Source organism: Shewanella sp. 3_MG-2023 (assembly GCF_030548765.1).
Classification (GTDB): Bacteria; Pseudomonadota; Gammaproteobacteria; order Enterobacterales; family Shewanellaceae; genus Shewanella.
Genome location: NZ_JAUOSH010000012.1, coordinates 110,799 through 134,021 on the forward strand (window position 1 = coordinate 110,799; position 23,223 = coordinate 134,021).

At 42.0% G+C, this 23,223-nt stretch carries 25 protein-coding genes; 11 read left to right on the forward strand and 14 right to left on the reverse strand.

Going from position 1 to position 23,223, the window contains the following annotated elements; translation table 11 throughout:
- The first annotated feature begins 45 nt into the window (after positions 1-45).
- The gene (locus Q4591_RS09045) at positions 46-768 is read left to right on the forward strand and encodes a single-stranded DNA-binding protein (protein WP_102439974.1); all 723 of its coding nucleotides are present in this window, start codon (positions 46-48) and stop codon (positions 766-768) included.
- A gap of 131 nt (positions 769-899) precedes the next feature.
- Here the strand turns inward: Q4591_RS09045 and Q4591_RS09050 are convergent, their stop codons facing one another.
- The 6 genes from Q4591_RS09050 to Q4591_RS09075 all read right to left on the reverse strand — a co-directional run bounded on the left by Q4591_RS09050 (position 900) and on the right by Q4591_RS09075 (position 5,219).
- A complete protein-coding gene (locus tag Q4591_RS09050; RefSeq protein WP_102439578.1) occupies positions 900-1,307 on the reverse strand; it encodes a CBS domain-containing protein in 408 nt (135 codons plus the stop codon).
- Positions 1,304-1,654, reverse strand: coding sequence for a P-II family nitrogen regulator (locus Q4591_RS09055; protein WP_076538613.1), 351 nt, complete (start codon positions 1,652-1,654; stop codon positions 1,304-1,306). The genes Q4591_RS09050 and Q4591_RS09055 overlap by 4 nt, the downstream gene beginning before the upstream one ends.
- 3 nt (positions 1,655-1,657) lie before the next feature.
- Positions 1,658-2,431, reverse strand: a complete 774-nt coding sequence (locus tag Q4591_RS09060; RefSeq protein WP_303460646.1) for a DUF1538 domain-containing protein — start codon at positions 2,429-2,431, stop codon at positions 1,658-1,660.
- A 66-nt stretch (positions 2,432-2,497) separates the two neighbouring features.
- The gene (locus Q4591_RS09065) at positions 2,498-3,229 is read right to left on the reverse strand and encodes a DUF1538 domain-containing protein (protein ID WP_076538618.1); all 732 of its coding nucleotides are present in this window, start codon (positions 3,227-3,229) and stop codon (positions 2,498-2,500) included.
- Positions 3,230-3,563: 334 nt separating this feature from the next.
- Positions 3,564-4,109, reverse strand: coding sequence for a DUF6702 family protein (locus tag Q4591_RS09070; RefSeq protein WP_303460648.1), 546 nt, complete (start codon positions 4,107-4,109; stop codon positions 3,564-3,566).
- A 360-nt stretch (positions 4,110-4,469) separates the two neighbouring features.
- Positions 4,470-5,219 carry an ABC transporter substrate-binding protein gene (locus Q4591_RS09075; RefSeq protein ID WP_303460650.1) on the reverse strand — a complete coding sequence of 250 codons (750 nt, stop codon included), beginning with the start codon at positions 5,217-5,219 and terminating at the stop codon, positions 4,470-4,472.
- A gap of 215 nt (positions 5,220-5,434) precedes the next feature.
- Here Q4591_RS09075 and Q4591_RS09080 point away from each other — a divergent pair, with 215 nt between their 5' ends.
- Positions 5,435-6,436, forward strand: coding sequence for an NAD(P)H-quinone oxidoreductase (locus Q4591_RS09080; RefSeq protein ID WP_102439574.1), 1,002 nt, complete (start codon positions 5,435-5,437; stop codon positions 6,434-6,436).
- Between the two features lie 411 nt (positions 6,437-6,847).
- Positions 6,848-7,279, forward strand: a complete 432-nt coding sequence (locus Q4591_RS09085) for a hypothetical protein (protein WP_102475475.1) — start codon at positions 6,848-6,850, stop codon at positions 7,277-7,279.
- Between the two features lie 104 nt (positions 7,280-7,383).
- Here the strand turns inward: Q4591_RS09085 and Q4591_RS09090 are convergent, their stop codons facing one another.
- The 5 genes from Q4591_RS09090 to cutA form a co-directional block, all read right to left on the reverse strand.
- Positions 7,384-8,415: an aldose epimerase family protein gene (locus Q4591_RS09090; protein WP_102439572.1), complete on the reverse strand. Its 1,032-nt coding sequence runs from the start codon at positions 8,413-8,415 to the stop codon at positions 7,384-7,386.
- 27 nt (positions 8,416-8,442) lie between these two features.
- Positions 8,443-9,615, reverse strand: a complete 1,173-nt coding sequence (gene galK / locus Q4591_RS09095) for a galactokinase (RefSeq protein WP_303460654.1) — start codon at positions 9,613-9,615, stop codon at positions 8,443-8,445.
- 414 nt (positions 9,616-10,029) lie between these two features.
- Positions 10,030-11,688 (reverse strand): cation:proton antiporter family protein, encoded by a 1,659-nt coding sequence (locus Q4591_RS09100; RefSeq protein WP_102439570.1) that lies wholly within the window; start codon positions 11,686-11,688, stop codon positions 10,030-10,032.
- Between the two features lie 152 nt (positions 11,689-11,840).
- Positions 11,841-13,691 carry a protein-disulfide reductase DsbD gene (locus Q4591_RS09105; protein ID WP_102520470.1) on the reverse strand — a complete coding sequence of 617 codons (1,851 nt, stop codon included), beginning with the start codon at positions 13,689-13,691 and terminating at the stop codon, positions 11,841-11,843.
- Positions 13,688-14,011, reverse strand: coding sequence for a divalent-cation tolerance protein CutA (gene cutA, locus Q4591_RS09110; RefSeq protein ID WP_102439568.1), 324 nt, complete (start codon positions 14,009-14,011; stop codon positions 13,688-13,690). Before cutA ends, Q4591_RS09105 begins: the two co-directional genes overlap by 4 nt.
- Before the next feature lie 236 nt (positions 14,012-14,247).
- On the opposite strand from cutA, the gene Q4591_RS09115 reads away from it, so the two are divergent.
- Positions 14,248-14,853 carry an FxsA family protein gene (locus Q4591_RS09115; protein WP_303411823.1) on the forward strand — a complete coding sequence of 202 codons (606 nt, stop codon included), beginning with the start codon at positions 14,248-14,250 and terminating at the stop codon, positions 14,851-14,853.
- Positions 14,854-14,943: 90 nt separating this feature from the next.
- Here Q4591_RS09115 and Q4591_RS09120 read toward each other — a convergent pair whose 3' ends face one another.
- Both Q4591_RS09120 and Q4591_RS09125 read right to left on the reverse strand, forming a co-directional pair.
- The gene (locus tag Q4591_RS09120; protein WP_102439567.1) at positions 14,944-15,312 is read right to left on the reverse strand and encodes a DUF6677 family protein; all 369 of its coding nucleotides are present in this window, start codon (positions 15,310-15,312) and stop codon (positions 14,944-14,946) included.
- Between the two features lie 26 nt (positions 15,313-15,338).
- A complete protein-coding gene (locus Q4591_RS09125) occupies positions 15,339-16,718 on the reverse strand; it encodes an MATE family efflux transporter (protein WP_303411820.1) in 1,380 nt (459 codons plus the stop codon).
- Positions 16,719-16,943: 225 nt separating this feature from the next.
- Here Q4591_RS09125 and Q4591_RS09130 point away from each other — a divergent pair, with 225 nt between their 5' ends.
- From Q4591_RS09130 to Q4591_RS09160, 7 genes are all read left to right on the forward strand, one after another.
- Entirely contained in the window at positions 16,944-17,234 is a 291-nt protein-coding gene (locus tag Q4591_RS09130; protein ID WP_076538652.1) for a co-chaperone GroES, read from the forward strand.
- A 51-nt stretch (positions 17,235-17,285) separates the two neighbouring features.
- Positions 17,286-18,929, forward strand: coding sequence for a chaperonin GroEL (gene groL, locus Q4591_RS09135; RefSeq protein ID WP_102439565.1), 1,644 nt, complete (start codon positions 17,286-17,288; stop codon positions 18,927-18,929).
- Positions 18,930-19,343: 414 nt separating this feature from the next.
- Complete coding sequence (locus Q4591_RS09140; protein WP_303460658.1) at positions 19,344-19,481, forward strand: hypothetical protein; 138 nt, start codon at positions 19,344-19,346, stop codon at positions 19,479-19,481.
- 100 nt (positions 19,482-19,581) lie between these two features.
- A complete protein-coding gene (locus Q4591_RS09145) occupies positions 19,582-20,061 on the forward strand; it encodes an RNA polymerase sigma factor (protein WP_303460660.1) in 480 nt (159 codons plus the stop codon).
- Positions 20,062-20,090: 29 nt separating this feature from the next.
- The gene (locus tag Q4591_RS09150; protein ID WP_303460663.1) at positions 20,091-20,648 is read left to right on the forward strand and encodes a hypothetical protein; all 558 of its coding nucleotides are present in this window, start codon (positions 20,091-20,093) and stop codon (positions 20,646-20,648) included.
- Positions 20,649-20,727: 79 nt separating this feature from the next.
- Positions 20,728-22,188: an amidohydrolase family protein gene (locus Q4591_RS09155; protein WP_303460665.1), complete on the forward strand. Its 1,461-nt coding sequence runs from the start codon at positions 20,728-20,730 to the stop codon at positions 22,186-22,188.
- Positions 22,181-22,720: a hypothetical protein gene (locus Q4591_RS09160; RefSeq protein ID WP_303460667.1), complete on the forward strand. Its 540-nt coding sequence runs from the start codon at positions 22,181-22,183 to the stop codon at positions 22,718-22,720. Before Q4591_RS09155 ends, Q4591_RS09160 begins: the two co-directional genes overlap by 8 nt.
- A gap of 304 nt (positions 22,721-23,024) precedes the next feature.
- Here the strand turns inward: Q4591_RS09160 and Q4591_RS09165 are convergent.
- Positions 23,025-23,223, reverse strand: a 199-nt coding sequence (locus tag Q4591_RS09165; protein ID WP_303460669.1) for an integrase core domain-containing protein, incomplete at its 5' end; no start/stop codon positions are given.

The following is a 23,223-nucleotide window of genomic DNA, read 5'->3' on the forward strand; positions in this document are numbered from 1 at the left end:
TTGTAATTTAGATTAGATAATAGATAAAATCGCAGGAGATTTTCGATGGCCAGTCGTGGTGTAAATAAAGTAATTTTGGTTGGTAATTTAGGTAAAGATCCTGAAGTTCGTTACATGCCAAACGGTAATGCCGTAGCCAACTTTACTGTAGCTACAAGTGAAACTTGGAAAGACCAACAGGGTCAGCAGCAAGAGCGCACCGAGTGGCACAATATCGTCATGTACCGTCGTTTAGCTGAAGTTGCTGGCGAATACCTAAAGAAAGGTTCTAAAGTTTATTTAGAAGGCAAATTGCAAACCAGTAAATGGCAAGATCAGACTACAGGTCAAGATCGCTATAAAACTGAAATCAATGCGATGGAAATGCAAATGCTTGATAGCCGCGGTCAAGGTGGTGGTCAGCAAGGTGGCATGAACCAAGGTTACGGTAACGCGCCGCAACAAAGTGCTCCTCAGCAAGCTCAAGGTGGTTATGGTCAGCAGCAACAAGCTCAAGGTGGTTTCCAACAACCAGCTCAAGCGCAAAAGCCTGCTTACACGCCTAAGCCTCAAGCGCCAGCTCAGCAGCCTGCCCAACAAGCACAAGGTGGCTTCCAACAAGCGCCAGCTCACCAACCTGCACAAGGTGGATATCAGCAAGCTGCTCCTGCGCAGCAGCAAGGTGGTTTTCAACAACCAGCTCCAGCACAGCGCCCAGCGCCAACGCCACAGCCACAAAATACTACACCTGATTTAGGCGGTGATTGGGATGATGATATCCCGTTCTAGATCACGTTAAATGTAAAAGTGTTAAATTAAACACGTATTTTACGAATTATTATGAGGAACCCAGCATTTTTGCTGGGTTTTTTATTGGCTGCGATAGCTATTTAGAGGTGACGAGTCACGATCTTGAGTGATCAACTGGCATTGTTAACCATGCCTTTTAAGACAATATTGTTATAGGTGACAAAGCCAATAATATTGCCTTGTTCAATGACAGGAGCTTTGTTGATCTGGAATTGATCAAATAAGCGGGCGGTATAGCGAATATCCATATCTGGGCATACTGACATCACAGGCTTTATCATGATTTCATAAACATTAACCCGCTCTGGTGACTTATCAGTGGCTAATACTTTTCTGGCAATATCACTGAGTAACAATATGCCGTATTCATCATGCTCATGGCGTTTGTTAATCACTAAAATAGTGACGTTTTTTGCCATCGCAATATTAATGGCTTCACTGACGGTAAGTAGGCCATCAATCATGGCGTAATCATTCATCAAAATATCACGGTTTTTTATTGGCGTTGATGGTTTCATATTTGATCCTTTATATCATCAGTGAGTTTTGCAACTTGGTGAGCAACACCAACGGCATCTTCAACATCAATTTGAATTGCTATTCCTTGACCTGGGTGAGTATTAAAGCCGCCCACCTCACAGATCGTTTCTAAAATATGTCGGCTCATATGCTCTTCAACTAGCCATAAAATGACGTCCCGTTGTACATCTAAGCCTAGCCCCATGAAGGTTTTCTTTTTAGTTAGTCCTTCACCGCGAGCATGGTTAATTACAGTGGCACCTGTGGCACCAGCTTCTCTGGCGGCATCCAGTACCGCTTCAGTACTAATATCATCAACAAAAGCGACAATTAATTTAAATCGCATGGGTTACTCCTTGGCGGATTTTCGTTGGTCAACAAAGGCTACGATTTGGGCGTAGCTCATGACGGCAATGATTGGAAATAAGCTAGCAAAGGCAATTAAGCCAAAACCATCAATAAGGGGATTGCGGCCTTCAACATTAGAGGCAAGCCCTAAACCGAGTGCGGCCACGAGGGGCACAGTCACGGTAGAAGTGGTGACGCCGCCGGAATCATAAGCTAAAGGAATAATCGATTTCGGCGCGAAAAATGTTTGAATTACAACTACCACATAGCCAGCCATGATGTAGTAGTGAATAGGATCACCAACCACAATACGAAAACAACCTAGTGAGATCCCAAAAGCGACCCCAATGGCCACAGAAATTCTCAAGCCTTGAATACTAATGGTGCCACCAGAGACTTCATTGGCTTTTATCGCCACCGCAATTAATGACGGCTCAGCAATGGTGGTACTAAAGCCAATGGCAGCTGCAAACACATAAACCCACAGGTAATCTTGCCAAATGAACGGTCCAGCGGAGCCATCAGGGTGCAAAATACTGGGGGAGGTGAGTTGATCCGCTAAGTTTTCACCAATGGGAAATAGCGCTAACTCTAAGCCGACCAGGAAAAAGCTTAAGCCTAAGATCACATACACAAAACCTAAGACCACGGTTTTCCAATTGGCAATGGGGCGCTTGAGTACACCCAGCTGAAAGCCAAATAAAATAGTCGCAATTGGCACCACATCACGCATGGTAAGCAGTAAGGTTTCCAATAGCTGGCTAATCCAATTCATAACACTCCTTGTCGGCGCAACTTTGATTTATAACAGTAGTCAAAACACGACGATTGCTGGTAACCATTACAAGATCATCCCGTAAAGCAGTACAAAAATAACTGGGGTTAAACTGGCGAAGGCAATTAGCCCAAAACCATCAAGCATGGGGTTACGTCCTTTAATCACAGTGGCTAAGCCAACGCCGAGAGCAGTTACTAGCGGCACTGTAATGGTTGAGGTGGTTACGCCGCCAGAGTCATAGGCGATACCAATAATATTCTCAGGCGCAAAGCTGGTGAGCACCATCACTATGATGTAGCCACCAATGATCAGATAATGAATTGGCCAGCCTTTCACAATGCGAATAACCCCTAATAAAATCGCTAAACCCACCGATACTGCCACGGTTAACCTCAGTCCCATGGCATAGCTGTCCATGGCCGCCTCAGTGGCCTTGATAGCGCCGCCATCTGCTGCAACTTGGGCTGCTTCAGCGGCGACAGCGGTTAAAGCGGGTTCTGCTAAGGTGGTGCCAAAACCTAAAGAAAAGGAGAAGGTCACCAGCCAGAAGGTACTGCCTTTACGGGCGAGTGCGTGTGCCAATGATTCACCAATGGGGAATAAGCCCATTTCTAAACCAAAGACAAAAAAGGTTAGCCCAAGAACAATAAATACTAAGCCTACAAGAATGGAAAATAAGTTATCGGGTGCTTGTTGGAGGATAAATATTTCAAAGAAACTCACCACGACTATGATGGGAATAAGATCTTTAAAACTGCCGAGCATGGATTGTAAAAGCTTAACTAACCCTGTCATTCCTTCTCCTTTGATTGCTAAATACTAACCGCCAAACAGCGTGTTAACTTGCTAGCCTAAAAGGTTTATTTATTGTTTTTAGCTAGTTCCAGTTTGCCTGTTTATAGTTGTAAGGCAACATTAAATTAACACAAGTTACAATATCTTTGAGCTAGATCAATTTGTCTAAAAAAGATCCTAGTAGGAGAGGATTAAAGAGGGACTTTTTAAGGGTTATAAACTTTTTTAAGGCTAAAGAGTTTCTTTTCTACCAATAAAAAAGAGACCATATAGTCTCTTTTGTCAGCGATTAATATGTCAGTGTTGCGTGCTGCATAAGGCCTAGCAGATCCACTTAGGCGACATCTGTGTCTAATGCTAAGTGTTGCCATTTGTTATCGGTGCTGATATGCATTACTTTGACTTGTTTGTTGTGCTCAACATTAATATTGCTCAATTGGCTGGGACACAATGTTAACTGATTGGCGATTTTGATGTAAAAGCCCACCGACTTGGGATCGTTGCCGATAACGCTTTTTGCTAGCGTGGTTTGTTGGTAAAGCCATAGGTAGTCACCTTTGATTTCACAATTTAGGTATTCAAGCTGCAATAATTGCTGATTGTTATCTGCAATGTGAAAGTTTGTCTGCACGTAGTCAGCAAACGCTTTTCTGCTTTGTGGGTTTTTGACTAAATCGCTATCAGCCCCAATGATGCGTTTAGCTGTTTGCTGGGCATCAGCTAAATAAAAGCAGTGTTGAATAGCGACATTCCCGCTTTTGGCATTAAACAGCACATTGGTATAGCTTTCTTTTTTTCTATTAGCAGAAGCCTGAAAATTAAATAATAACAAGCCTGCAAGGGTGATAAACCATATTAGAGCAATAATTATCCAAAACATTATTATATTCCTTTATTGCTAGCTGTTTAAAAAGCAGTGTTGAGCTGCTGCATGATTTGAGCCTGTTGGTAATTAATAAATATTGATACGCGGAAAATAAGCTGGCATTAACAGCAAATACTAATTAAATACCATAGGTCAATATATAGTATTAGTAAAATCTATTATCAAAGTTTTTAATGTTAAATAGGAGGTTAGGCACAGCTTGAACGCGGTTATCGCGAATTGATTATCTGACTATGATTGAGGCTCATGGCCGGTATTGACTCGGGCTAATATAAGCTGAATGCTTATTGGTGAATGTCTAAGTATATGGTTTATAAAGTATGTTGTTTAAATGGCTTTGGTTAAATTTAATCATTAAAGGCCTAATGGCGGCATATTTTCAGGTGCTTTAATTTGGTATTTATCTAAAATTTGTTGAAACTCACCAGAGCGCTTTAATTTAGCAATACCTTGAGCATACACATCTGCGATACGGCTTTGATTAGGATTAAAGCCTACATATAAAGGCGTTGGCTCACCATATGAACCGGCGTATTTGATTTGATTAGCTACATCATTTTTGTATGCAGTATATTCAATAGCGACTTTATTACCCAGTATCACATCAAATCGGCCATTTACGAGGCGCTTAATGTTCAACATCATGGGTTGCTCTCCCGTGGCGGCGTAAAAGTCGGTTGAACGGCTAATTTTATCATTGAGCTGCTCGCCGTAGTCATAACCTCCGATAATCCCCACTAGCGCACCATCAAGACTGTCTAATTGCTGAAATGACCATGAAGCGTCTGCGCGAGTATAAAAATCCGTGCTGGTATAGCCAACAATCAGTGTGTCGGTATATAAATTAAATTGTTCAATATGGGTTGGTGTAACTGCAAGAATGGCATCGATATTACCAATTTTAACTTCCTTTAAAGCGCGATTAAAAGGTACCGCAATAAAATGCACCTGTTGATCCATGACTTCAAATGAGCGCCGAGTCAGTTCAGTGACATAACCGGTGTGATCTTGGCAAATATAAGGGCACCAAATATCCGATGCGATCAATACAGGCTTGGCTGCAAGGGATGAAGAAACCAGTAGTAGAGAGATAATATATTTCACGGTAGTGTTGGCCTCAATAGAATAAGTGCTAATGGCGCAGCCTTACTTAGCTAGTTTTCACCGCACTATGCTCCGCTATTAAACCTAGTGCTTGCTTAAATTCAGTTAGTTGAATTAAATCTAGCCACTTTCAGTAAATATAGTAACCTAAAACGACAGTTTGCTAGCGAAAAGTTAATTTTTTTGTGACGCAATAAATAATATGGACGGGCCAAATGATCGTAAACAGCATAAAGCATGTGATTTACAATGAAACGGGCGCAGCTGAAGTGATGCGCTTTAACCATTCAGCATTACCTAGGCTTAAAGCTGGGCAAGTGATCATAAAAGTACATGCTGCAGGGGTTAATGGCCCAGACATTAAGCAGCGAGAAGGCGCATATCCGCCGCCAAAAGGTGCTAGCCCGATATTAGGCTTGGAAGTGGCAGGGGAAGTCATTGCAATGGCTAAAGATGTCACGCAATGGCAAATCGGCGACAAGATCTGTGCCTTAGTGCCTGGCGGTGGCTATGCAGAGCAAGTGATCACTTACGCCTCACATTGCTTACCGCTCCCCAAAGGCTACAGCTTTGTACAAGCGGCGGCCTTACCGGAAACCTGTTTCACGGTTTGGGGAAACTTGGTTAATCGCGCCAAGCTTAAAGCCGGTGAAACAGTGCTGATCCACGGCGCCTCTGGCGGTATTGGCACCACCGCCATACAAGTTGCCAAAGCCCTAGGCGCTAAAGTGTTTGTTACCTCAGGTAGCGATGAAAAATGCCAATATTGTCTCGACCAAGGGGCGAGTATGGCGGTTAATTACCATAAAGATGATTTTGTTGAGCCTATCCTTGCAGCAACACAAGCTGAAGGGGTCAATGTGGTGCTAGATATTGCGGGTGGTGATTTCATCAACCGCAATTTAAAGGTATTGGCTTTTGATGGCCGCATGGTATCAGTGGCAACCCAGCGCGGCGCTAAAGCAGAAGTGAATATTTTTAGCATTATGGCCAAACGCATTCAATGGACTGGCTCAACGCTTAGGCCGCAAAGTGTCGAGGCTAAGGCTGACATCGCCGCTGGATTATTAGCACAGCTATGGCCATTACTGGATGCTAAACAAGTGCAGATCCGGGTTGATAAAGTGTTCCCGTTTGATGAGGTCGTAAAAGCGCATCAATATATGGAGTCAGGTCAGCATAGAGGCAAGATTATTCTGCAGCTAGGCGAAGCCTAAACCTAAATGAGCAAAACCTAAACAAGTAAGATGTAAACAAACAAGACCTAAGCAAGAATTAGGCAATAGTAAGGCATCAAATTCAAAACAGTCTTTTTATCATAGCTGACTTGAAGGCTGTCATATTTGAACTAAATTAGAGCTTGCAGCGCCGCTAAATTACACTGGGTGCATAACACCTTGGGAAAATCATAACTCAGATGATTTGCAGCATAAGACGATGGCGATATGGCACTGGCAAAAAATGGCAAAAATATAAAAAACTTCATTAATAATATATTGATTTTTTCATAAGTTTTTGATTAATTATCCTCAATAATCATGCGCGTTGCGTAGAGGTTAGTAAATAAACTGTGTGCTGCTAAAATGCACATTTTTTAGGTATGTGTTGATTTAAGGGCATTAGCATATATGTATAACACTGCAAAAAAACAAGTTTGGTATGGTGAGCTTCGTACTCCACGTGGCACCTCAATTGTCGTCCATGACAACCGACTCCCCGATGCGTCTCCCGGTCGGATCTACTTATTTAATGTTAGTCGTAACACGATTGGCGAGTACGTAGAGGATATCGTTAAGGTTAACCTGCATGAGCTGGAACCCCAGCAGTTAACAGCCGCCAAAGCTGAGCATGAAGCAGCATGGCTTGCTGCTAGAGCTGAGTTTATGGCAAAACATGAAGCGCATATCGAATTATCTTCAGTGCCAGACTCTGCGCCAGCCTCAAAAGCCAAAAAAGTTGCAGCGGTGGATGAGATTATCGATGTCGATGTCGATGACAGTGAAATGGAATTTGAAGATGCTGATGCCGACTTCGGTATCAGTGATGACAGTGACGATTAGCATAAAGTGCTAAAGACAAAAAATGGAGCATGATAATAAATCATAGCTCCATTTTTATTGGCTGTTTATTAGTCAATTAATCGCTCAACAGTAATCGCTTAGGCTTAAATCACCCCAAACTCGTAACGGCTCACATGGCGATAAACTTGTCCTGGCTCTATCCAAGGCTTACCGGGTAAATCGGCTTGATTAGGTGAGTCTGGCAGCATTTGTGGTTCAATACATACCGCTTGGTGAGACTGGTAAATACGGCCGTCAAAGCCTTTTACGCCTTCAAGGAAGTTAGCGCCATACAGTTGCACCCCAGGTTGATTGGTGTAAATCGTCATGGTGCGGCCAGTTTTAGGGCTTGAAAGACAACCAAATCGACAGACTTGCTCAGCATTGTTAAGCACATAACAATGATCAAAACCATTGGTGGCAGCAAGAGCAGGTCGCTGAGTTTGCACAGCAAATGCAGTGGCTTGGGCTAAATCTAAATCGCTGCCAGTGGTCGCAGCAATTGAAGTTGGAATACCCACTTCATTCATTGGCAAATATTGCTTGGCATCCACTTGGATCAAATGCGCTGCATTAGTTAAGCTATCAGCGCCTTCTAAATTAAAATAACTGTGCTGGGTGAGGCTAATAGGGCAGGCCTTATCGACACTTGCTTGCATTTCAATGAGTAAACTATTGTCAGCCAAGCGATAATCTAATTGCACCGTACAATTACCCGGAAAGCCCATATCACCATCTGGGCTATCAAGGGTTAATCTCACCCCGTCTTCAAGGGCTTGCATATGCCAATGCTTTAAATGAAAACCTTCAGCGCCACCGTGTAAGCAATTGGTCGCTTGGTTTATATCGAGCTGATAGTGGTTGCCTTGATACTGCAACTGACCATTAGCAATGCGGTTAGAGTATCGCCCTGCAATGGCGCCTAAATAAGCCGGCTGGTTTAAATAATCGCTGACGCTATCACAGCCTAAAACGATGTTATCTCGCTGGCCTTGGTTATCTTCAGTCCATAAGGCGTTTATAATTCCCCCTAGACTTAACACTTCAATAGCAACCTTGCCGTTGTCGACTCGAATACGTTCTACCCATCCTCCGCGAGGATCTTGCCATGGTTCAAGTGTGGTGATTTGTAACATTAATGCCTCTTATAGCAATAGAATTGCTTATTCAATTCTGCCTGCGCCGCCACTGGCAGAGCATAAATAGATAATTGGTTCTAAGGATGTTTGTTGTGGATATAGCTGCTCAACGGCATTGACCACAGCATCGGTTAGCTCATGATCAATAAGCGCTACCACGCAACCATCACTCATTCTTACGCCGCCTTTGGTGCCAATGATATCTTTAATTATTTTCACTAAGGCATCAATCTCAGGGGTGCTGATGTCAAAATCATCGCGCATGGATTGTTGTGATTGGGCCATTAATTGGCCGAAACGGGCAGTATCTTGTTGCTCTAGAGCGCGGGCGGCATTCACAGTGCGTTGGTTTTCAGTTAATACATGTTTAGCTCGATGATAAAGTTCATCACCTAAGCTAGCTTTCGCGCTGTTTAGCTGGCCAAGGCTGACTTCCCTTAGTGACTCAACTCCAAGCAATTCATTAATCTGATGACATTGCAGTTTACGGGCATCAAAGCGGTCAATTAACAGCTGGCGATCGATGCTAGGATCGACAATCAGCAAACTTAAGCTGTCAGGAATCGCTATTGCGCGGCCGTCTAACTCTAAGCAGTCAATCAATAAGGCGTGATCGGCCACCGCCAGTGCGCTAATGGTTTGATCCATAATGCCAGATTCTGACTTTATGAACCTGTGCTCTCCACGTTGGGCAATTTGTGCAATGGCTAATGGCGATAAATGCAGTTGGCTGGCGTAGCTAATGGCAGTGCCAAAGGCCACCTCAAGAGCTGCTGATGACGACATGCCTGCGCCCAGTGGCACATTGCCGACAATGGCAATATCCATGCCTTTAGCTTTAAGCCCAGATTGAGCCATTGAGGCGGTAAAGCCTTTTAGGTAATTTCCCCAACTGCCTTTATCTTCAATGGCGTTTTCTTCAATGGCGTTTTCTTCAATGGCGTTTTCTTCACCAAAACGCCATTGTTCGATTTGCCCAGCAAAGGCATCAGTCACGGCTCTAAAGGTGTTATCACTACGATGTTTAACCGCAATAACAGTGTGAAAATTAATTGCAGCGGGTAAAACGAATCCTTCGTTATAATCCGTGTGTTCGCCAATAATATTGACACGACCTGGTGCTTGATACAGGTCGTCAGCCGTAGTTCCAAATGTTTGTACAAACAACTTCATGGCTTTTTGAGCAGGATTTGACATACAGTTACAGTTCCAAAGAATGTCGAGTTACGAAGTTACCTAAGCGGTATAAAAGTATTAAATTTTAAATTGATAATGTGATTTATATCACGACTTGCCAGTGGCTGTAACTACTGAAAACTCGATTGATACAATTTGCAGCTTAAGAGTAGTCGGTTTTGTGGAAATAACAGTAATTTCAATGCCTTTGTACTACTAAAGAGGTATGTTAATGTAAGGGTTTACGTTGACTGTTTTATTGGCAGAACAAATTTGAGGTATAAACTGGCTTTATAACCACCCAAATAGCGACGCTGGCTAACCTTGGCTGATTGATATAAAAGCGCATTTTAAACAATAAAAAAGCGCCTTAATGTTAATAAGGCGCTTATCGGTTTAGCATAGCGAATAGAGGATATCGCTAACTATTTACGCTTATGGCTTGCTCAAGTTAGGGGTGATTTCAGTGGCTGCGCTGGCTTTATCAACGCTCGCTTCTGATTCTTCCTCTGTGTTTGGCTCAAGTAATTCATGAATAACATTGTCCACAAAACCAGCACCTGCAGCTTCGTAAAGGTTATAAACGCTGTTAACCCCTTGCTCTTTCAGTGACTCTGCATCTTCAGAATATTGCACAATGGCGCTGATCTTACCTTGGTAATCGAGCTTTTTAAGTTGCTCTACCGCAAACATATTACCAATATGGTGTGGCATGGCTAATAGCACCAATTCAAGCCCCGGTGCCCGCTCAAGCTTTTCCCAAAAATCGGTATCGCTAGCATCGCCTTGCACCACATTGCGGCCTTCAGAGCGATGAAAATCCACCAGTTCTTGCTTGTGTTCAATCCCCAGTATTTCGCCTGAGTATTTAGCGCGCAGCTCATCGTAAGCACCTGAGCCAATCCGGCCCATCCCTAAAATCAAAAAGCGCGGATTACCCACAGGAATTTGTCTATCCTCAGGGTGTAGCGGGTGTTTTTCAAGGGTGATAAAGGTTTTATGGTAGCGCTGATAGAACTTGTTGACCGCCGCATTAAGGGGCGCAGCAATTAAGAAACTGATGCTCAAGGCTACTGCTAAAATGATTAACCACTCGGCAGGTAACCAGCCTTTTGATGCGGCTACCGCAGCAACAATCAAGCCAAACTCACTGTAGTTACCTAGATTGAATGAGGCAAATAGCGAGGTACGAGAACGCAACTTAAAGCGGGTCAATAATATAAAGAACAGCATGATTTTAAACGGCACTAATAGCACCAGTAACCCAGCTAGGCCCACATCGGCAATGGTTGGCAAACCATTTAAACCAATGGTTAAGAAAAACGCGACTAAAAACAGCTCTTTAAAGTAGTAAATTGATTTAGAAAGCTCGGACGCTTTAGCGTGGCCTGCCAGTAAAATACCAATAATCAATGCGCCTAGATCCGGCTTTAAGCCAACGGCTTCAAACAGCCAAGCGCCCATGACTAATGCCATAGTCAGGCCAAATAAAATCAACATTTCGCCGTGGCCAACGCGGTCGAATATTTTATAAATTAGTGGTTTAACTAGTGGTAACAGCAATAAACCTAAGGCGTAAATGGAGGGGAAATCACCCTTTGAAATGGTGAGGAATAGCACTGCGAAGATATCTTGCATAATCAAGATACCAATGGCGATACGGCCATACAAGGCTTGGCTATCACCGTTTTCATCCAGCACTTTGACGGCAAATACGGTACTTGAAAAACTTAAGGCAAAGCTCAGTAGTAACAGCTGATCAATATCTAAATCAACTAGCCTGTCTAGCCCTACTAATCCCAGCAATTTTAAGATGGGTAAAAAGAATAATATCGAGCCAATTAAGTGCAAACTGGAACTGGCCCACACCTCAGATTTGAGTAAACTTTTGACATCTAATTTAAGCCCAATAGCAAACAGCAGTAACATGACGCCGAGGTCAGCTAGTTCCTGCAGCAGTGGCAAGCTTTCATCTTGGATCCCAAAAATAAACAGTAAAAAACCTGCTGCAAGATAACCAATTAGTGGTGGTAAACCGACTCGACTAACAAGCATGCCACATAATAGCGTAACAATGAGAATTGCGGGTTCCATAAGGCCTTATTCGATTTGTTGAAACTAGGTTGTAGGTAAGTAGATTGTATAAGAAAAGAATCAACTTGGTATTAAAAAATAGCTCAGGATTAAAAAAATGGCCAATCTAATAAATAAATTGACCATTTTCAATATCTTAGTTGAGAATAAATTTATTTATTCAGCAATAAATCCAAGTGCTCAGCAAAGGGTTTAGGCCCCATAAAGCCGGTTACGCGTAAATCTTCACGCTGATTGCCATTTTCATCGAACATTAATAGGGTCGGTAAGCCTAATACGTTGAAGTGCTCAAGCAGTTCAATATCAATGGCATCACTTTTAGTGACATCGGCTTGCAGTAACACCATTTGATCTAAACGCTCTAATACTATTGGATTAGCAAAGGTAATCGCCTCAAACTCTTTACAGGCCACACACCAGTCAGCGTATAAATCTAGCATCACGGTTTTACCGCTAAGGCTGGCTTTATCTAGCTCAACTTCTAAGTCTTCTAGTGACTTAATTTGAATGAATAACTCACCATGGCTAATTTGCTTGCTTTGGTTAGTCTCATTGCTGATTGATGGCGCCTGATGGCCCAATGCAGTCATTACCGCTTGGAAACCATAAGAGAAACTGGCGAGTAAAGTCAGCGTAAGTATGATGCCACGGGTGGTTTGCTTCCAGTTAAACTCTGATAGTTTGTTCTGGTGTATGAGGTAGCCCGTTAAGCTAATCCCCCAAATTGACCACAATACATCAGATACCAGTCCTGGCCAGATGCGGCCAATCATCACGATTGAGACAGAAATCAGCAAGAAGCCAAAAATGGTCTTAATGATATCCATCCATGCACCGGCGCGCGGCAGTAATTTACCACCAGAAGTACCAATGATCAGTAATGGCACCCCCATACCCATGCTTAATACATACAGCGCCAAGAAGCCCTGTAGTAAGTCGCCACTTTGGGCCACATAAATCAGCGCACCAGACAGCGGCGCAGTGGTACAAGGCGACGCCACTAAACCTGAAATAACGCCCATAAAGAACACCCCAACAAGGTTGCCACCTTTTTGGTTGTTCGACAGGGTATTCATCTTGTCTTGGAATTTGCCCGGCAGGCGTAATTCATACATACCAAACATAGATAAACTCAGCAGTACAAACATTACCGCTAAGAAAATCAAAATAGCAGGATGTTGCAATGCCGCTTGAAATTTCATGCCCGCAGAGGCAACCACTAAACCTAATAATGAATAGGTAATCGCCATACCTTGAACGTAGGCCATTGATAGTGTGAAGGCTTTAGCGGTAGATAACTTTTTCCCTTGCCCCACAATAATCCCTGACAAAATCGGGTACATAGGAAACACACAAGGGGTTAAGGCTAAACCAATACCTAAACCAAAGAAGATAACTAAGGTCCACATTAAGCTATCGTTGGCCAGCATTTGGCTTAAGCTGTCTTGTTGGGTGATAGGCGTTGTCGCATTGCTTGCGGTTGCTGGTTCAGCTTGAGCTGGCACATCACCAATAATGGCTTTTTTGCCCTTTACCTTGCCATCGTTAGCAGCAACAGCATCTAGCTTAACATCACGTTTGGTAGGCGGATAACACAGCTTGCCTTCAGCGCAACCCATAAAGGTCACTTGTACTAGGCTGCCTTGGGCGGCTTCTTTAAGGGCTAACGGCAGCTCAACAAAGGTGTAATACACTTCTTGTTCGCCAAAATATTCATCGTTATGAACCTTGCCTCGGGGTAGGTCTATATCGCCAATCACTGCGCCGTCGGCAGAAAACTGCAACTTGTCACGGTACATGTAATAACCATCGGCAATCACAAAGCTAATGGCTAATTGATTATCTTTTTGCTGATAATCAAATACAAAAGCCTCTTCAACAGGCATTAACTCTGGCTCGCCCTGAAGGAAGCTGAACTTATTACTGCTAAAAATGCCTTCACTGTGAGCTAATGGCGTTAGCAGGAGTAAAGAGGTAAAAATAAGCGCAAATATTTTTTTCATGATTGGGAAGTTTCTTCTATCCATTTTAAATAATTTGGCAAGCCTTGAGTAATAGGCATAGCGATTAATTCAGGTACTTCATAGGGATGCTGTTGGATCACTATTTGTTGAATTGCATCATAATTTTTAGCAATACATTTTATGTGTAAAGCGACTTCACTACTATGACAGACCTCATCATCCCACACATAAACTGACTCTATTTGTGGAATTAATTGCACACAAGCAGCCGCTTTAGTTTCCACTAGCGTTGATGCAATGCGTTTTGCACTGGCGTTATCAGGGCAAGTTGTTATAACTAATAAGTAAGTTGCTGGCATTGGAATGCTATCATCTATTGGTTGCCTTAAAGTTAGCTTAAGCTTAATAACATAAACTGCGGTTTATCTTTATTGTTGTTGCTAATGTTATGTTTATCGCGATTTCAATAGTGCAATACTGTACGTTTTTTCGTAAGCGCTTGCATTAGTCATTGATGATAATCGTGACACGTCTTGAATTAAGACCGGATAACCCCCATTTAGTTTTCATAGCCAGTGAAAAAATTGAGGCCCACATGTTATTTGTTTTATTGTTTGTATTTATTATCGTTCCGACCATTGAGTTGTCAGTATTAATTTCTGTGGGCGATGTGCTTGGCACCTGGAATACCATCGCATTAGTGTTTTTCACTGCGATTGTGGGAGTATCACTAGTGCGCAGCCAAGGCTTAAGCACCTTAATGTCAGTGCAATCTAAGCTTGAGCGCGGTGAAGCGCCGGGTAAAGAAATTGTCGAAGGCATGATGCTCGCCGCGGCAGGCTTACTGTTATTGTTTCCGGGCTTTGTGACTGACTTTATCGGTTTGTTATTGCTAACCCCAATTACTCGCTCACCGATTGCCAGCTATATCTTTAAACGTATGCAAATGCGCGTGGTTGCTGGTGGCGGTTTTCAGGGCGGCTTTGGTCCACAAGGTCAACCAGGCCAAAATCCATTTGGGCAAAATGGCCCATTTAACCAAGGCGGCAATACCTTTGACGGTGATTTTGAACGCAAATTTGATCCAAATGATTTAACCCCTGAAACCCATCAGGTAGAAATTAAAGATATCACCCCACAGGATGAGCCTCGCGCAGATAGTGAGCAAAAGGGCGAGCAAGATAAGCCCAAAAAAGACTAATTGTTAGCTTGGTGACTCAATGAAAAAACGCTAGCAAGGCTAGCGTTTTTTATGGCTCAAATAATTCAGTTGCTTGTTTACGGCATTAACTTAAGGTGCGAGAGTCGAATCCTTTGAAGGTTTGTCTAGCTGCTCAGCCATCCAATACGCGCTAACCGTACTACCAACCCAGCAAATAAATAACACCCAAGTGGCCATCGATACTGAAGGGGGTAAATCAAGGGTCACGCTGTCGTGCACTGCGGCATAAAGACTGTTGAAGTCCAGCGCAATATTTCCCGCGACAATATCATCAGCCACTACTTGAGCGCGCTGCATCAGCACGGTCATGATGGCGCATAAACTGATAAAACAAGCCAGAATAATGCCCCAACCTATGGCTTTTTTACCTATGTATAAGTGCCCTGTACCCGGGCACACAAAAGCTGACAATAGCGCGGCGTTGATTGATCTTTTCATTGTGTATTAACCCTTGTGCATCCCTGTTAATTTATGGTGTTAATTGACTCAGTGGCCGTTGACGCGGTAACGGACTCTGGCTCAGTGATCCGACTGGCCATCACATAGCAGGCAATGCCCATAATGGTATTGGTTATTGGCAGCGCAATTAATAAACCTTTTACCCCGCCAAAGTATAAGCCAATGGCCGCCAATGGCAGCATTAAAATAAACAGCCTGACTAAGTTAATCACTAACGACTGGATCGGTCTATGGTAGGCATTTAAACAAGTGGCGAAGATAATCACCACTGCTAATGGCCCATAGGCTGCGGGTAAGGCTTTAATATAAAAGCTCAACCAATCGATCACCACAGCATCATTACTGAATAACTGCGCAATAAAATCAGCACTCAAAAAGATAGGCAGATACAGTAAGGTTTGCAGCACAAGGGCAAACCGCAGTGACAGCATCATGGCATCTTTAGCCCGCTGATGTTGCCCCGCCCCCAAGTTTTGCCCCACAAACGGCATTAAACTGGAGTTAAGGGCCATGATCCCCAAAATAAATAAGGTTTCTAAGCGCACCCCTGCACCATAAGCCGCCACCGCAGCTTGATCGACTCTGGCAAGCATGGCCAAAATAATGCCGTTGGCAATAGGGTTAATCATATTCATTAAAGCCGCAGGGCGGGCAATATGCCCCAGCTTGCACCAGTTTTTGATAATCCGGTGCTTACTTAATTTGGTGAAGACCAAAATTTGTTTTTTGAATACCAAGATATACACAGCCACAGAGGCTGAAAATAACCAGGATATTGAAGTGGCAATGGCCGCGCCTTGAATACCCAGCTCAGGGAAAGGCCCAAGACCAAAAATAAGTAAAGGGTCGAGTATAAGGTTGATAATTGCTGCCACCGACATAATGATCGCAGGGGAGTAAGTATCACCGGTGGCGCGAATGCCCTGATTGCCCACCATCAATAACACCAATAATGGCGCCCCTAAAAACCACACCAGCATATAATCATGAATAAGTGGCAAACTTAACTCATTAGCGCCCAGTAGGGTGAATAGCGGGTCAATGGCCATAATCCCGATGCACACTAACGCGCTCACCAATAAAAATGTTAGCAACAAGGCATCAAACAAAAACGCTTTAGCTTGGGGTTGATTACCTGCGCCAATTAAGCGGGCGAGGTTAGTGGAAACCGCCGCGCCAATGCCAATGGCAATACTGGAAAAAATAATCGCCACCGGAAACGTAAAACTTACCGCAGCTAATGATTCAGTGCCCAAAAGACTGATGAAATATGTATCTATAAGGCTGCCACCATAAATGGTGAGAATACCGATAAGGTTGGGGAGGCTCATATTGAATAGCACACGACCTATTGGTGCGTTAAGCAACCCATGTTTATCTTTCATCTATCTCGACTTAAACACGAAAACGGGAGCCAAATTCTAGCAGCATTCAAGATGGTTTAAATATTAGCAGCCACAAATTTTACAATTAAATCGCAGTTTTTTTTAAAATACACTTGGAACTGTCAACATCGACCCCCATATATCATTCATCAAAGGGGTAATGCCCTTATCATTTTGTTAAAACCGCCTCGTTTTAGGGCACCAAATCATTAGGAGAGTCCGTAGATGAATATTCGTCCATTACATGACCGCGTAATCGTTAAACGTTTAGAAGTTGAATCAAAATCAGCTGGTGGCATTGTATTAACTGGTAGCGCTGCAGAAGTATCAACTCGTGGTGAAATCCTAGCAGTAGGCAATGGTCGCATTTTAGAAAACGGTGAAGTTAAAGCCCTTGACGTTAAAGTTGGCGACGTAGTGATTTTCAACGAAGGTTACGGCGTGAAAAAAGAAAAGATTGATGGTGAAGAAGTCCTTATCTTATCTGAGTCAGACCTAATGGCTGTTGTAGGTTAATTTTAAACATTAACCCTTTGCAATCATCAACAAATTTGAAGGAACATAACAATGTCAGCAAAAGAAGTATTATTTGGTAGTGACGGTCGCGTTAAAATGCTTAACGGCGTCAACATTCTTGCTAACGCAGTAAAAGTAACATTAGGCCCAAAAGGTCGTAACGTCGTTTTAGACAAAAGCTTTGGCTCACCGCTAATCACTAAAGATGGTGTATCGGTAGCGAAAGAAATCGAACTAGAAGACAAGTTCGAAAACATGGGCGCACAAATGGTGAAAGAAGTTGCTTCTAAAGCCAATGATGCTGCTGGTGACGGTACAACTACTGCAACCGTATTAGCACAATCAATTGTGGTTGAAGGCCTTAAAGCAGTCGCTGCTGGCATGAACCCAATGGATCTTAAGCGTGGTATCGACAAAGCAGTTATTGCAGCCGTTGCTGAGCTTAAAGCACTTTCGCAAGAATGTGCAGATTCTAAAGCCATTGCTCAAGTAGGTACTATCTCTGCTAACTCTGATGAATCAATCGGTGAAATCATTGCAACAGCAATGGAAAAAGTAGGCAAAGAAGGCGTTATTACCGTTGAAGAAGGCCAAGCGCTTGAAAACGAATTAGACGTTGTAGAAGGTATGCAGTTTGACCGCGGTTACCTTTCTCCTTACTTCATCAACAAAGCTGAAACAGGCAGCGTTGAGTTAGATTCTCCTTTCATCTTATTAGTTGATAAGAAAATCTCTAACATCCGTGAATTATTACCAATCCTTGAAGGTCTAGCTAAAACAGGTAAGCCACTGCTTATTGTTGCAGAAGACGTTGAAGGCGAAGCATTAGCAACATTAGTTGTCAACAACATGCGCGGTATCGTTAAAGTAGCTGCTGTTAAAGCACCTGGCTTTGGTGACCGTCGTAAAGCAATGCTACAAGATATCGCTATCCTAACTGGCGGTACTGTTATCGCTGAAGAAATCGGTCTAGAACTTGAAAAAGCAGCCCTAGAAGACTTAGGTACAGCAAAACGTGTTGTTATCACTAAAGACAGCACCACCATCATCGATGGTAACGGCGAGCAAGCGCAAATCTCTGGCCGTGTTTCGCAAATCAAACAACAAGTTGAAGAGTCAACATCTGACTACGACAAAGAAAAACTTCAAGAGCGTATGGCAAAACTTGCTGGCGGTGTTGCAGTAATCAAAGTTGGCGCAGCAACAGAAGTTGAAATGAAAGAGAAAAAAGCCCGTGTTGAAGATGCATTACATGCAACACGTGCAGCCGTTGAAGAAGGCGTGGTTCCTGGCGGTGGGGTTGCACTAGTACGTGTAGCGTCTAAGATTTCTGAAGTTGAAGTGATCAACGAAGACCAAAAGCACGGCGTAATCATCGCACTACGTGCAATGGAAGCACCACTTCGTCAAATCGCAACCAACGCAGGTGAAGAAGCCTCAGTTGTGGCGAACACAGTTAAAAACGGCAGCGGCAACTACGGTTACAACGCTGGTAACGACACTTACGGTGACATGTTAGAAATGGGTATTCTTGACCCAACTAAAGTAACCCGTAGTGCATTACAGTTTGCCGCATCAATTGCTGGTCTAATGATCACCACCGAAGCAATGGTAGCTGAAATTCCACAAGAAGCTGCAGCGCCAGATATGGGCGGTATGGGCGGTGGTATGGGTGGAATGGGCGGCATGATGTAATAGATTTTAAATCTATAACTGAAGCTCTAAGCATCTAAAAGAAAGCCTGAATAGTGATATTCAGGCTTTTTTATTGGTTTTGAAATGTTTGTTATAAGCCTTGGCTTCAAATGGTGAATGAAGCGCTACCCTTAATACAAAATAGTGTAGCCATGACTGAAGGCTTTGGAATAAATATAGTACTCAGCAGAAAGTTAGAATTTTTTAGCTGAAGCATTAAGGCAGTGTTTGTTGGTCATTACTACTTCTTATCTCCCCTTCAAAACAAACACATTGCAATTCACCTAGAAAGGCAACCTTACTCCAATCTTGATACATGCAATAAATTCAATTTAGAAATATATAAAAAAAACTGTAAGGGTTTTTACTTAATGACTACTTAGTAAAAGAATCACAAAATAATAGGGTATTATAATGAACCAAGTATTAAATAAGATTAAACAAAGTAAGTTGTCTCAACGTATCTTAAAAGTAGGGTTAGTTTATGTTGCTTTGGAGATAATAATTGCAGTTGCTGCTATTTTCTATGTCGCAAAAGAGACCATAATCTAAGGCTCTTACCACTTAATCTCTTGTATCTCCCTTAATACTTCATCCGAAATGATAGCTATTAGGAATTAGTGGCTAGTGGAGTACTATATGAAAATTAAATATGAATAAAGATAAATTGCTTGAGGCGTTTTGGCCGCGCCTTTCACGAATAGCTTCTACTTATGAAGCTATTCCTCAATTACAGCAAGAGCTTGTGCAAGAAATGGCTATGGCAATATGGCTGTCGTTGAATAGCTTCCGTGGTGACAGTTCAGTAGAAACATTCATGTATAAAATTTCGCATAATGTTGGCGTGGGTCATATAAAAAAGCAGGTAAAACAGGTAAAAACAACGAGTGAAGATTATGACATTCCAGTTACTTTCTCATTAGAGAAAGGAATCGCTAATGATCAGCAGTTAGACCGTTTGATGAGCGCCATTTGGCAGTTACCTTTAATCCAGCGACAAATAATTACGCTATATCTTGACGGTGTAAAACAGCAAAACATCGCGGAGATCGTTGGGATGAGTGAAAACAATATAGCGGTCAAAATCACCAGAACAAAAAAATCTTTAGCGCGATTAATGTCTAATGATTAGTTATCAATTTATATACGGGAATAGAAATTATGAGCGATGATTTCGATATAGAATCTTTATCGGTAGCTTGGCAAGCTCAAAATACCACAAGCAAATTCACAAAAGAGCAAATAAAAAAGCGGCTCATTAAAAAGCGACTGAGTTTATTCGCGTTAACGACAGTTGAATTAGGTATTATTTTTGCGGTTGCTTGGTTTTTAATAATGGCATTTAACGAGTCTTGGGCTATTCATTTAAAATTAGGTCTTACCTTTGCGCTGCTCATCGGTGTATTCACCTTCATATTAATGTTGAAAAGCCGATTTAAAGGTTACCAAATGATTAAAAACTCGACAAGTGAATGCATTGAATTTGAAGAGCGTATGAGTCTCGAAGTGCTACGACGAGCAAAGTATACAAAGTACCTTATCGCCGTTTTTGCTGGAGCGGTCATAACTTCTTTTACCTATGAGTATTTATATATTGGAAGTCAGCTAAGTGACCTCGCCGCACGTTATTTATTTGGCATCATTTGGTTAATGTTCGTATGGTTTTTTAATATTAATCAGATCAAAAAGCACAGCAAATTTTTATCTAAATTAAAATAAAATCAATAAATTGTAAGGTTTTTTTTAAATACTCCACTGTTAGTTTGAACTTAAATTGAAGTTAATTTGTGGAGTTTTTATGAACACTTTTAAAATGATTACAGCAGCAATATGCCTATGTTCTTCATACCAAGCATTTGCCAATCAAACACAGAATCCCCCGATAAAATCTTTTAGAAATACCAATATTGTTGATGTGAACAAAGGCGTAATTCTCGAAAACAATTTTTTAGTGCTCAATGGTGACACTATTGAGTATGTTGGCCAAGAGTTGCCAAAGCGATATTCACAACTTGATATTATTGATGCTCAGGGGCAGTACGTTCTTCCTGGTCTTATTGATACTCACGCTCATATCTCACTAGGCGAAGTAACCTTTAAAAAAACACGTGGAAAGCTAAGTATTAATGCCAATAGTAGTGATGCAATATCTGAATGGAATGCGAGGGAATTACTGCGTTGGGGGGTTACCTTCATTAGAAACCCAGGTGGTAGCAGTGAACATAACCTTCGATACAAAAGCAACGTAGCGACTGGAAACCTTATTGGGCCCGGGGCAATAATAGCAGGTGAAATTATTAATCAGGGAGCCTTTGAAGGTTTAACCGTTGATATCAATAAAAATATGTCACTGCAAACGGCAATTGAGCAACAAAAGGCTGCGGGTATAGATATTATTAAGCTTTACGCTGGTTTAACAGACCAACAAATTCAGGATGCTATAAATATTGGCCATGTACTCGACATGCATGTTATTGGTCACCTAGAAGAAGTGAGCTGGACAGACGCTGCAAACTGGCAAATAGACGGGATAGTTCATGCTATGCCAGTTTCATCTAAATTACTCAGTAATGAAGCAAAAGAGGAATATCAGAAAAATAGTCGCCCTGGTCCTTTCGCTCATTTTGAATGGTATGAGAATGCTGATTTAAACTCAAAACCTATGCTGGAACTCTATCAAGCTTTACGTGAGAACAAGGTTCATATTGATCCGACATTAATAGCGTTTAAAAATAGTTTTTACGGTGATAGCCAACAAGTTATCGCACACCCAAACCTTGAATACGTTCACCCAGAGTTACTCAATAATTGGCAATCATTTTTTACATTTAACATAGGTTGGAATGAGCAAGATTTCAGCCGCGCTAAAAAAGTGTGGCCAAAAGTACTGAGTTTTGTAAATCGTTTACACAAAGAAGGAGTACCGCTTACCATTGGTACAGACTTAGGTAACCCTTGGGTGATCCCGGGCTTTAGTGTGCATCAGGAAATGCAAATATTTGCAGATGCTGGCATTCCAAATAGTGACATCTTAAAAATGGCAACTATCAATGCTGCCAAACAACTGAATATCTCTGATCAACACGGCTCTATCGAACAAGGCAAAGTCGCTAATGTTATATTTCTTAAAAGTAATCCGTTGGAAAATATTGCTAATACAAAAACAATTACTCAAGTGTTTCTCGCAGGCAACTTGATTGATGCAAAATTAAGCCAACCTGAATATGTATTAACAAGCAAGGAGCAAGCGAATGATTAATTTCAAGAAAACACATAATTTAGTGGTCGTCTTTTTATTTACTCTATTTACCAGCACTATTGTAACTGCCAATGAAGCTGATAATGACGTTTATGTGAATGACTGGAAAAGTCCTGAAACAATTATAGATGCAATGTATAACATCATTTCGGCAGGCCCAAATGAAAAACGAAACTGGGACCGCTTTAGAGACTTATTTTTTGACAATGCAGAGATGTTGATTGCAATGCAATCGTCACAATTCTCAGGGATTATTGCTGCTGATATTGAAGGAATTATTGCTCAGACCGAATCGGCTTATGGCAAAACAGGGTTTTATGAATTAGAAACTGCAAAGGAAGTTGTGAAGTACGGCAACATGGCTAATGTATACAGTAGTTTTGAAGTGAAGTTAAAAGCGACCGATGAAAAACCATTGATGAAAGGCCTAAATCACTTTCAATTATTATTTGATGGCGACAGATGGTGGATCATTTCTAATACCAGTATTATTGACAACAAAACTTACAAGGGATCGCAGGTATTGCACTGATATTAAGGTGAATATAAATAGTCGTATGGGCCTGAATTTTCTCTTTTCATAGATTTTGTAATTTTATTGGTCTAAGGCTCTATGTCCGTTGTGGTGGCTATGCAGACAACGAGTCGTAACAATTTTATAATTTGTGTTGGCATAGTAGTGAACCACTACGTTTGTTTTTAACAAAAAATATTTTATTATTTTTCAATAGCTTAATTAAGTTACTTGAACTGTCGGGGTATAATGTGGGGTATCCCATTTAGTGGGTTTTATTTTTCAACTAATTATCAGCCGTTTAGGGTGTGAGTTGTAGTGGTCAAGAAATATTGGCCACAGTCTTAGAGTTTAACCAGAACAATCGTTCTGACTCATTGGGCGTCAGCCCGCCGTTATATTGATGCGGCCGAAGCTGACAATAATATCCAATAATGTATCGTGTAATTTCATTCTGCGCTTCAGTAAAATTACGATACCCTGTAGTTGGTATCCATTCTGTCTTAAGGCTCCTAAAAAAA

Bases quoted from the DNA above. Each gene is read 5' to 3' on its own strand.
- Q4591_RS09045 (WP_102439974.1), top strand. From the start codon at position 46: ATGGCCAGTCGTGGTGTAAATAAAGTAATTTTGGTTGGTAATTTAGGT.
- Q4591_RS09050 (WP_102439578.1), bottom strand. From the start codon at position 1,307: ATGAAACCATCAACGCCAATAAAAAACCGTGATATTTTGATGAATGAT.
- Q4591_RS09055 (WP_076538613.1), bottom strand. From the start codon at position 1,654: ATGCGATTTAAATTAATTGTCGCTTTTGTTGATGATATTAGTACTGAA.
- Q4591_RS09060 (WP_303460646.1), bottom strand. From the start codon at position 2,431: ATGAATTGGATTAGCCAGCTATTGGAAACCTTACTGCTTACCATGCGT.
- Q4591_RS09065 (WP_076538618.1), bottom strand. From the start codon at position 3,229: ATGACAGGGTTAGTTAAGCTTTTACAATCCATGCTCGGCAGTTTTAAA.
- Q4591_RS09070 (WP_303460648.1), bottom strand. From the start codon at position 4,109: ATGTTTTGGATAATTATTGCTCTAATATGGTTTATCACCCTTGCAGGC.
- Q4591_RS09080 (WP_102439574.1), top strand. From the start codon at position 5,435: ATGATCGTAAACAGCATAAAGCATGTGATTTACAATGAAACGGGCGCA.
- Q4591_RS09085 (WP_102475475.1), top strand. From the start codon at position 6,848: ATGTATAACACTGCAAAAAAACAAGTTTGGTATGGTGAGCTTCGTACT.
- Q4591_RS09090 (WP_102439572.1), bottom strand. From the start codon at position 8,415: ATGTTACAAATCACCACACTTGAACCATGGCAAGATCCTCGCGGAGGA.
- galK (WP_303460654.1), bottom strand. From the start codon at position 9,615: ATGTCAAATCCTGCTCAAAAAGCCATGAAGTTGTTTGTACAAACATTT.
- Q4591_RS09100 (WP_102439570.1), bottom strand. From the start codon at position 11,688: ATGGAACCCGCAATTCTCATTGTTACGCTATTATGTGGCATGCTTGTT.
- Q4591_RS09105 (WP_102520470.1), bottom strand. From the start codon at position 13,691: ATGAAAAAAATATTTGCGCTTATTTTTACCTCTTTACTCCTGCTAACG.
- cutA (WP_102439568.1), bottom strand. From the start codon at position 14,011: ATGCCAGCAACTTACTTATTAGTTATAACAACTTGCCCTGATAACGCC.
- Q4591_RS09115 (WP_303411823.1), top strand. From the start codon at position 14,248: ATGTTATTTGTTTTATTGTTTGTATTTATTATCGTTCCGACCATTGAG.
- Q4591_RS09120 (WP_102439567.1), bottom strand. From the start codon at position 15,312: ATGAAAAGATCAATCAACGCCGCGCTATTGTCAGCTTTTGTGTGCCCG.
- Q4591_RS09125 (WP_303411820.1), bottom strand. From the start codon at position 16,718: ATGAAAGATAAACATGGGTTGCTTAACGCACCAATAGGTCGTGTGCTA.
- Q4591_RS09130 (WP_076538652.1), top strand. From the start codon at position 16,944: ATGAATATTCGTCCATTACATGACCGCGTAATCGTTAAACGTTTAGAA.
- groL (WP_102439565.1), top strand. From the start codon at position 17,286: ATGTCAGCAAAAGAAGTATTATTTGGTAGTGACGGTCGCGTTAAAATG.
- Q4591_RS09140 (WP_303460658.1), top strand. From the start codon at position 19,344: ATGAACCAAGTATTAAATAAGATTAAACAAAGTAAGTTGTCTCAACGT.
- Q4591_RS09145 (WP_303460660.1), top strand. From the start codon at position 19,582: ATGAATAAAGATAAATTGCTTGAGGCGTTTTGGCCGCGCCTTTCACGA.
- Q4591_RS09150 (WP_303460663.1), top strand. From the start codon at position 20,091: ATGAGCGATGATTTCGATATAGAATCTTTATCGGTAGCTTGGCAAGCT.
- Q4591_RS09155 (WP_303460665.1), top strand. From the start codon at position 20,728: ATGAACACTTTTAAAATGATTACAGCAGCAATATGCCTATGTTCTTCA.
- Q4591_RS09160 (WP_303460667.1), top strand. From the start codon at position 22,181: ATGATTAATTTCAAGAAAACACATAATTTAGTGGTCGTCTTTTTATTT.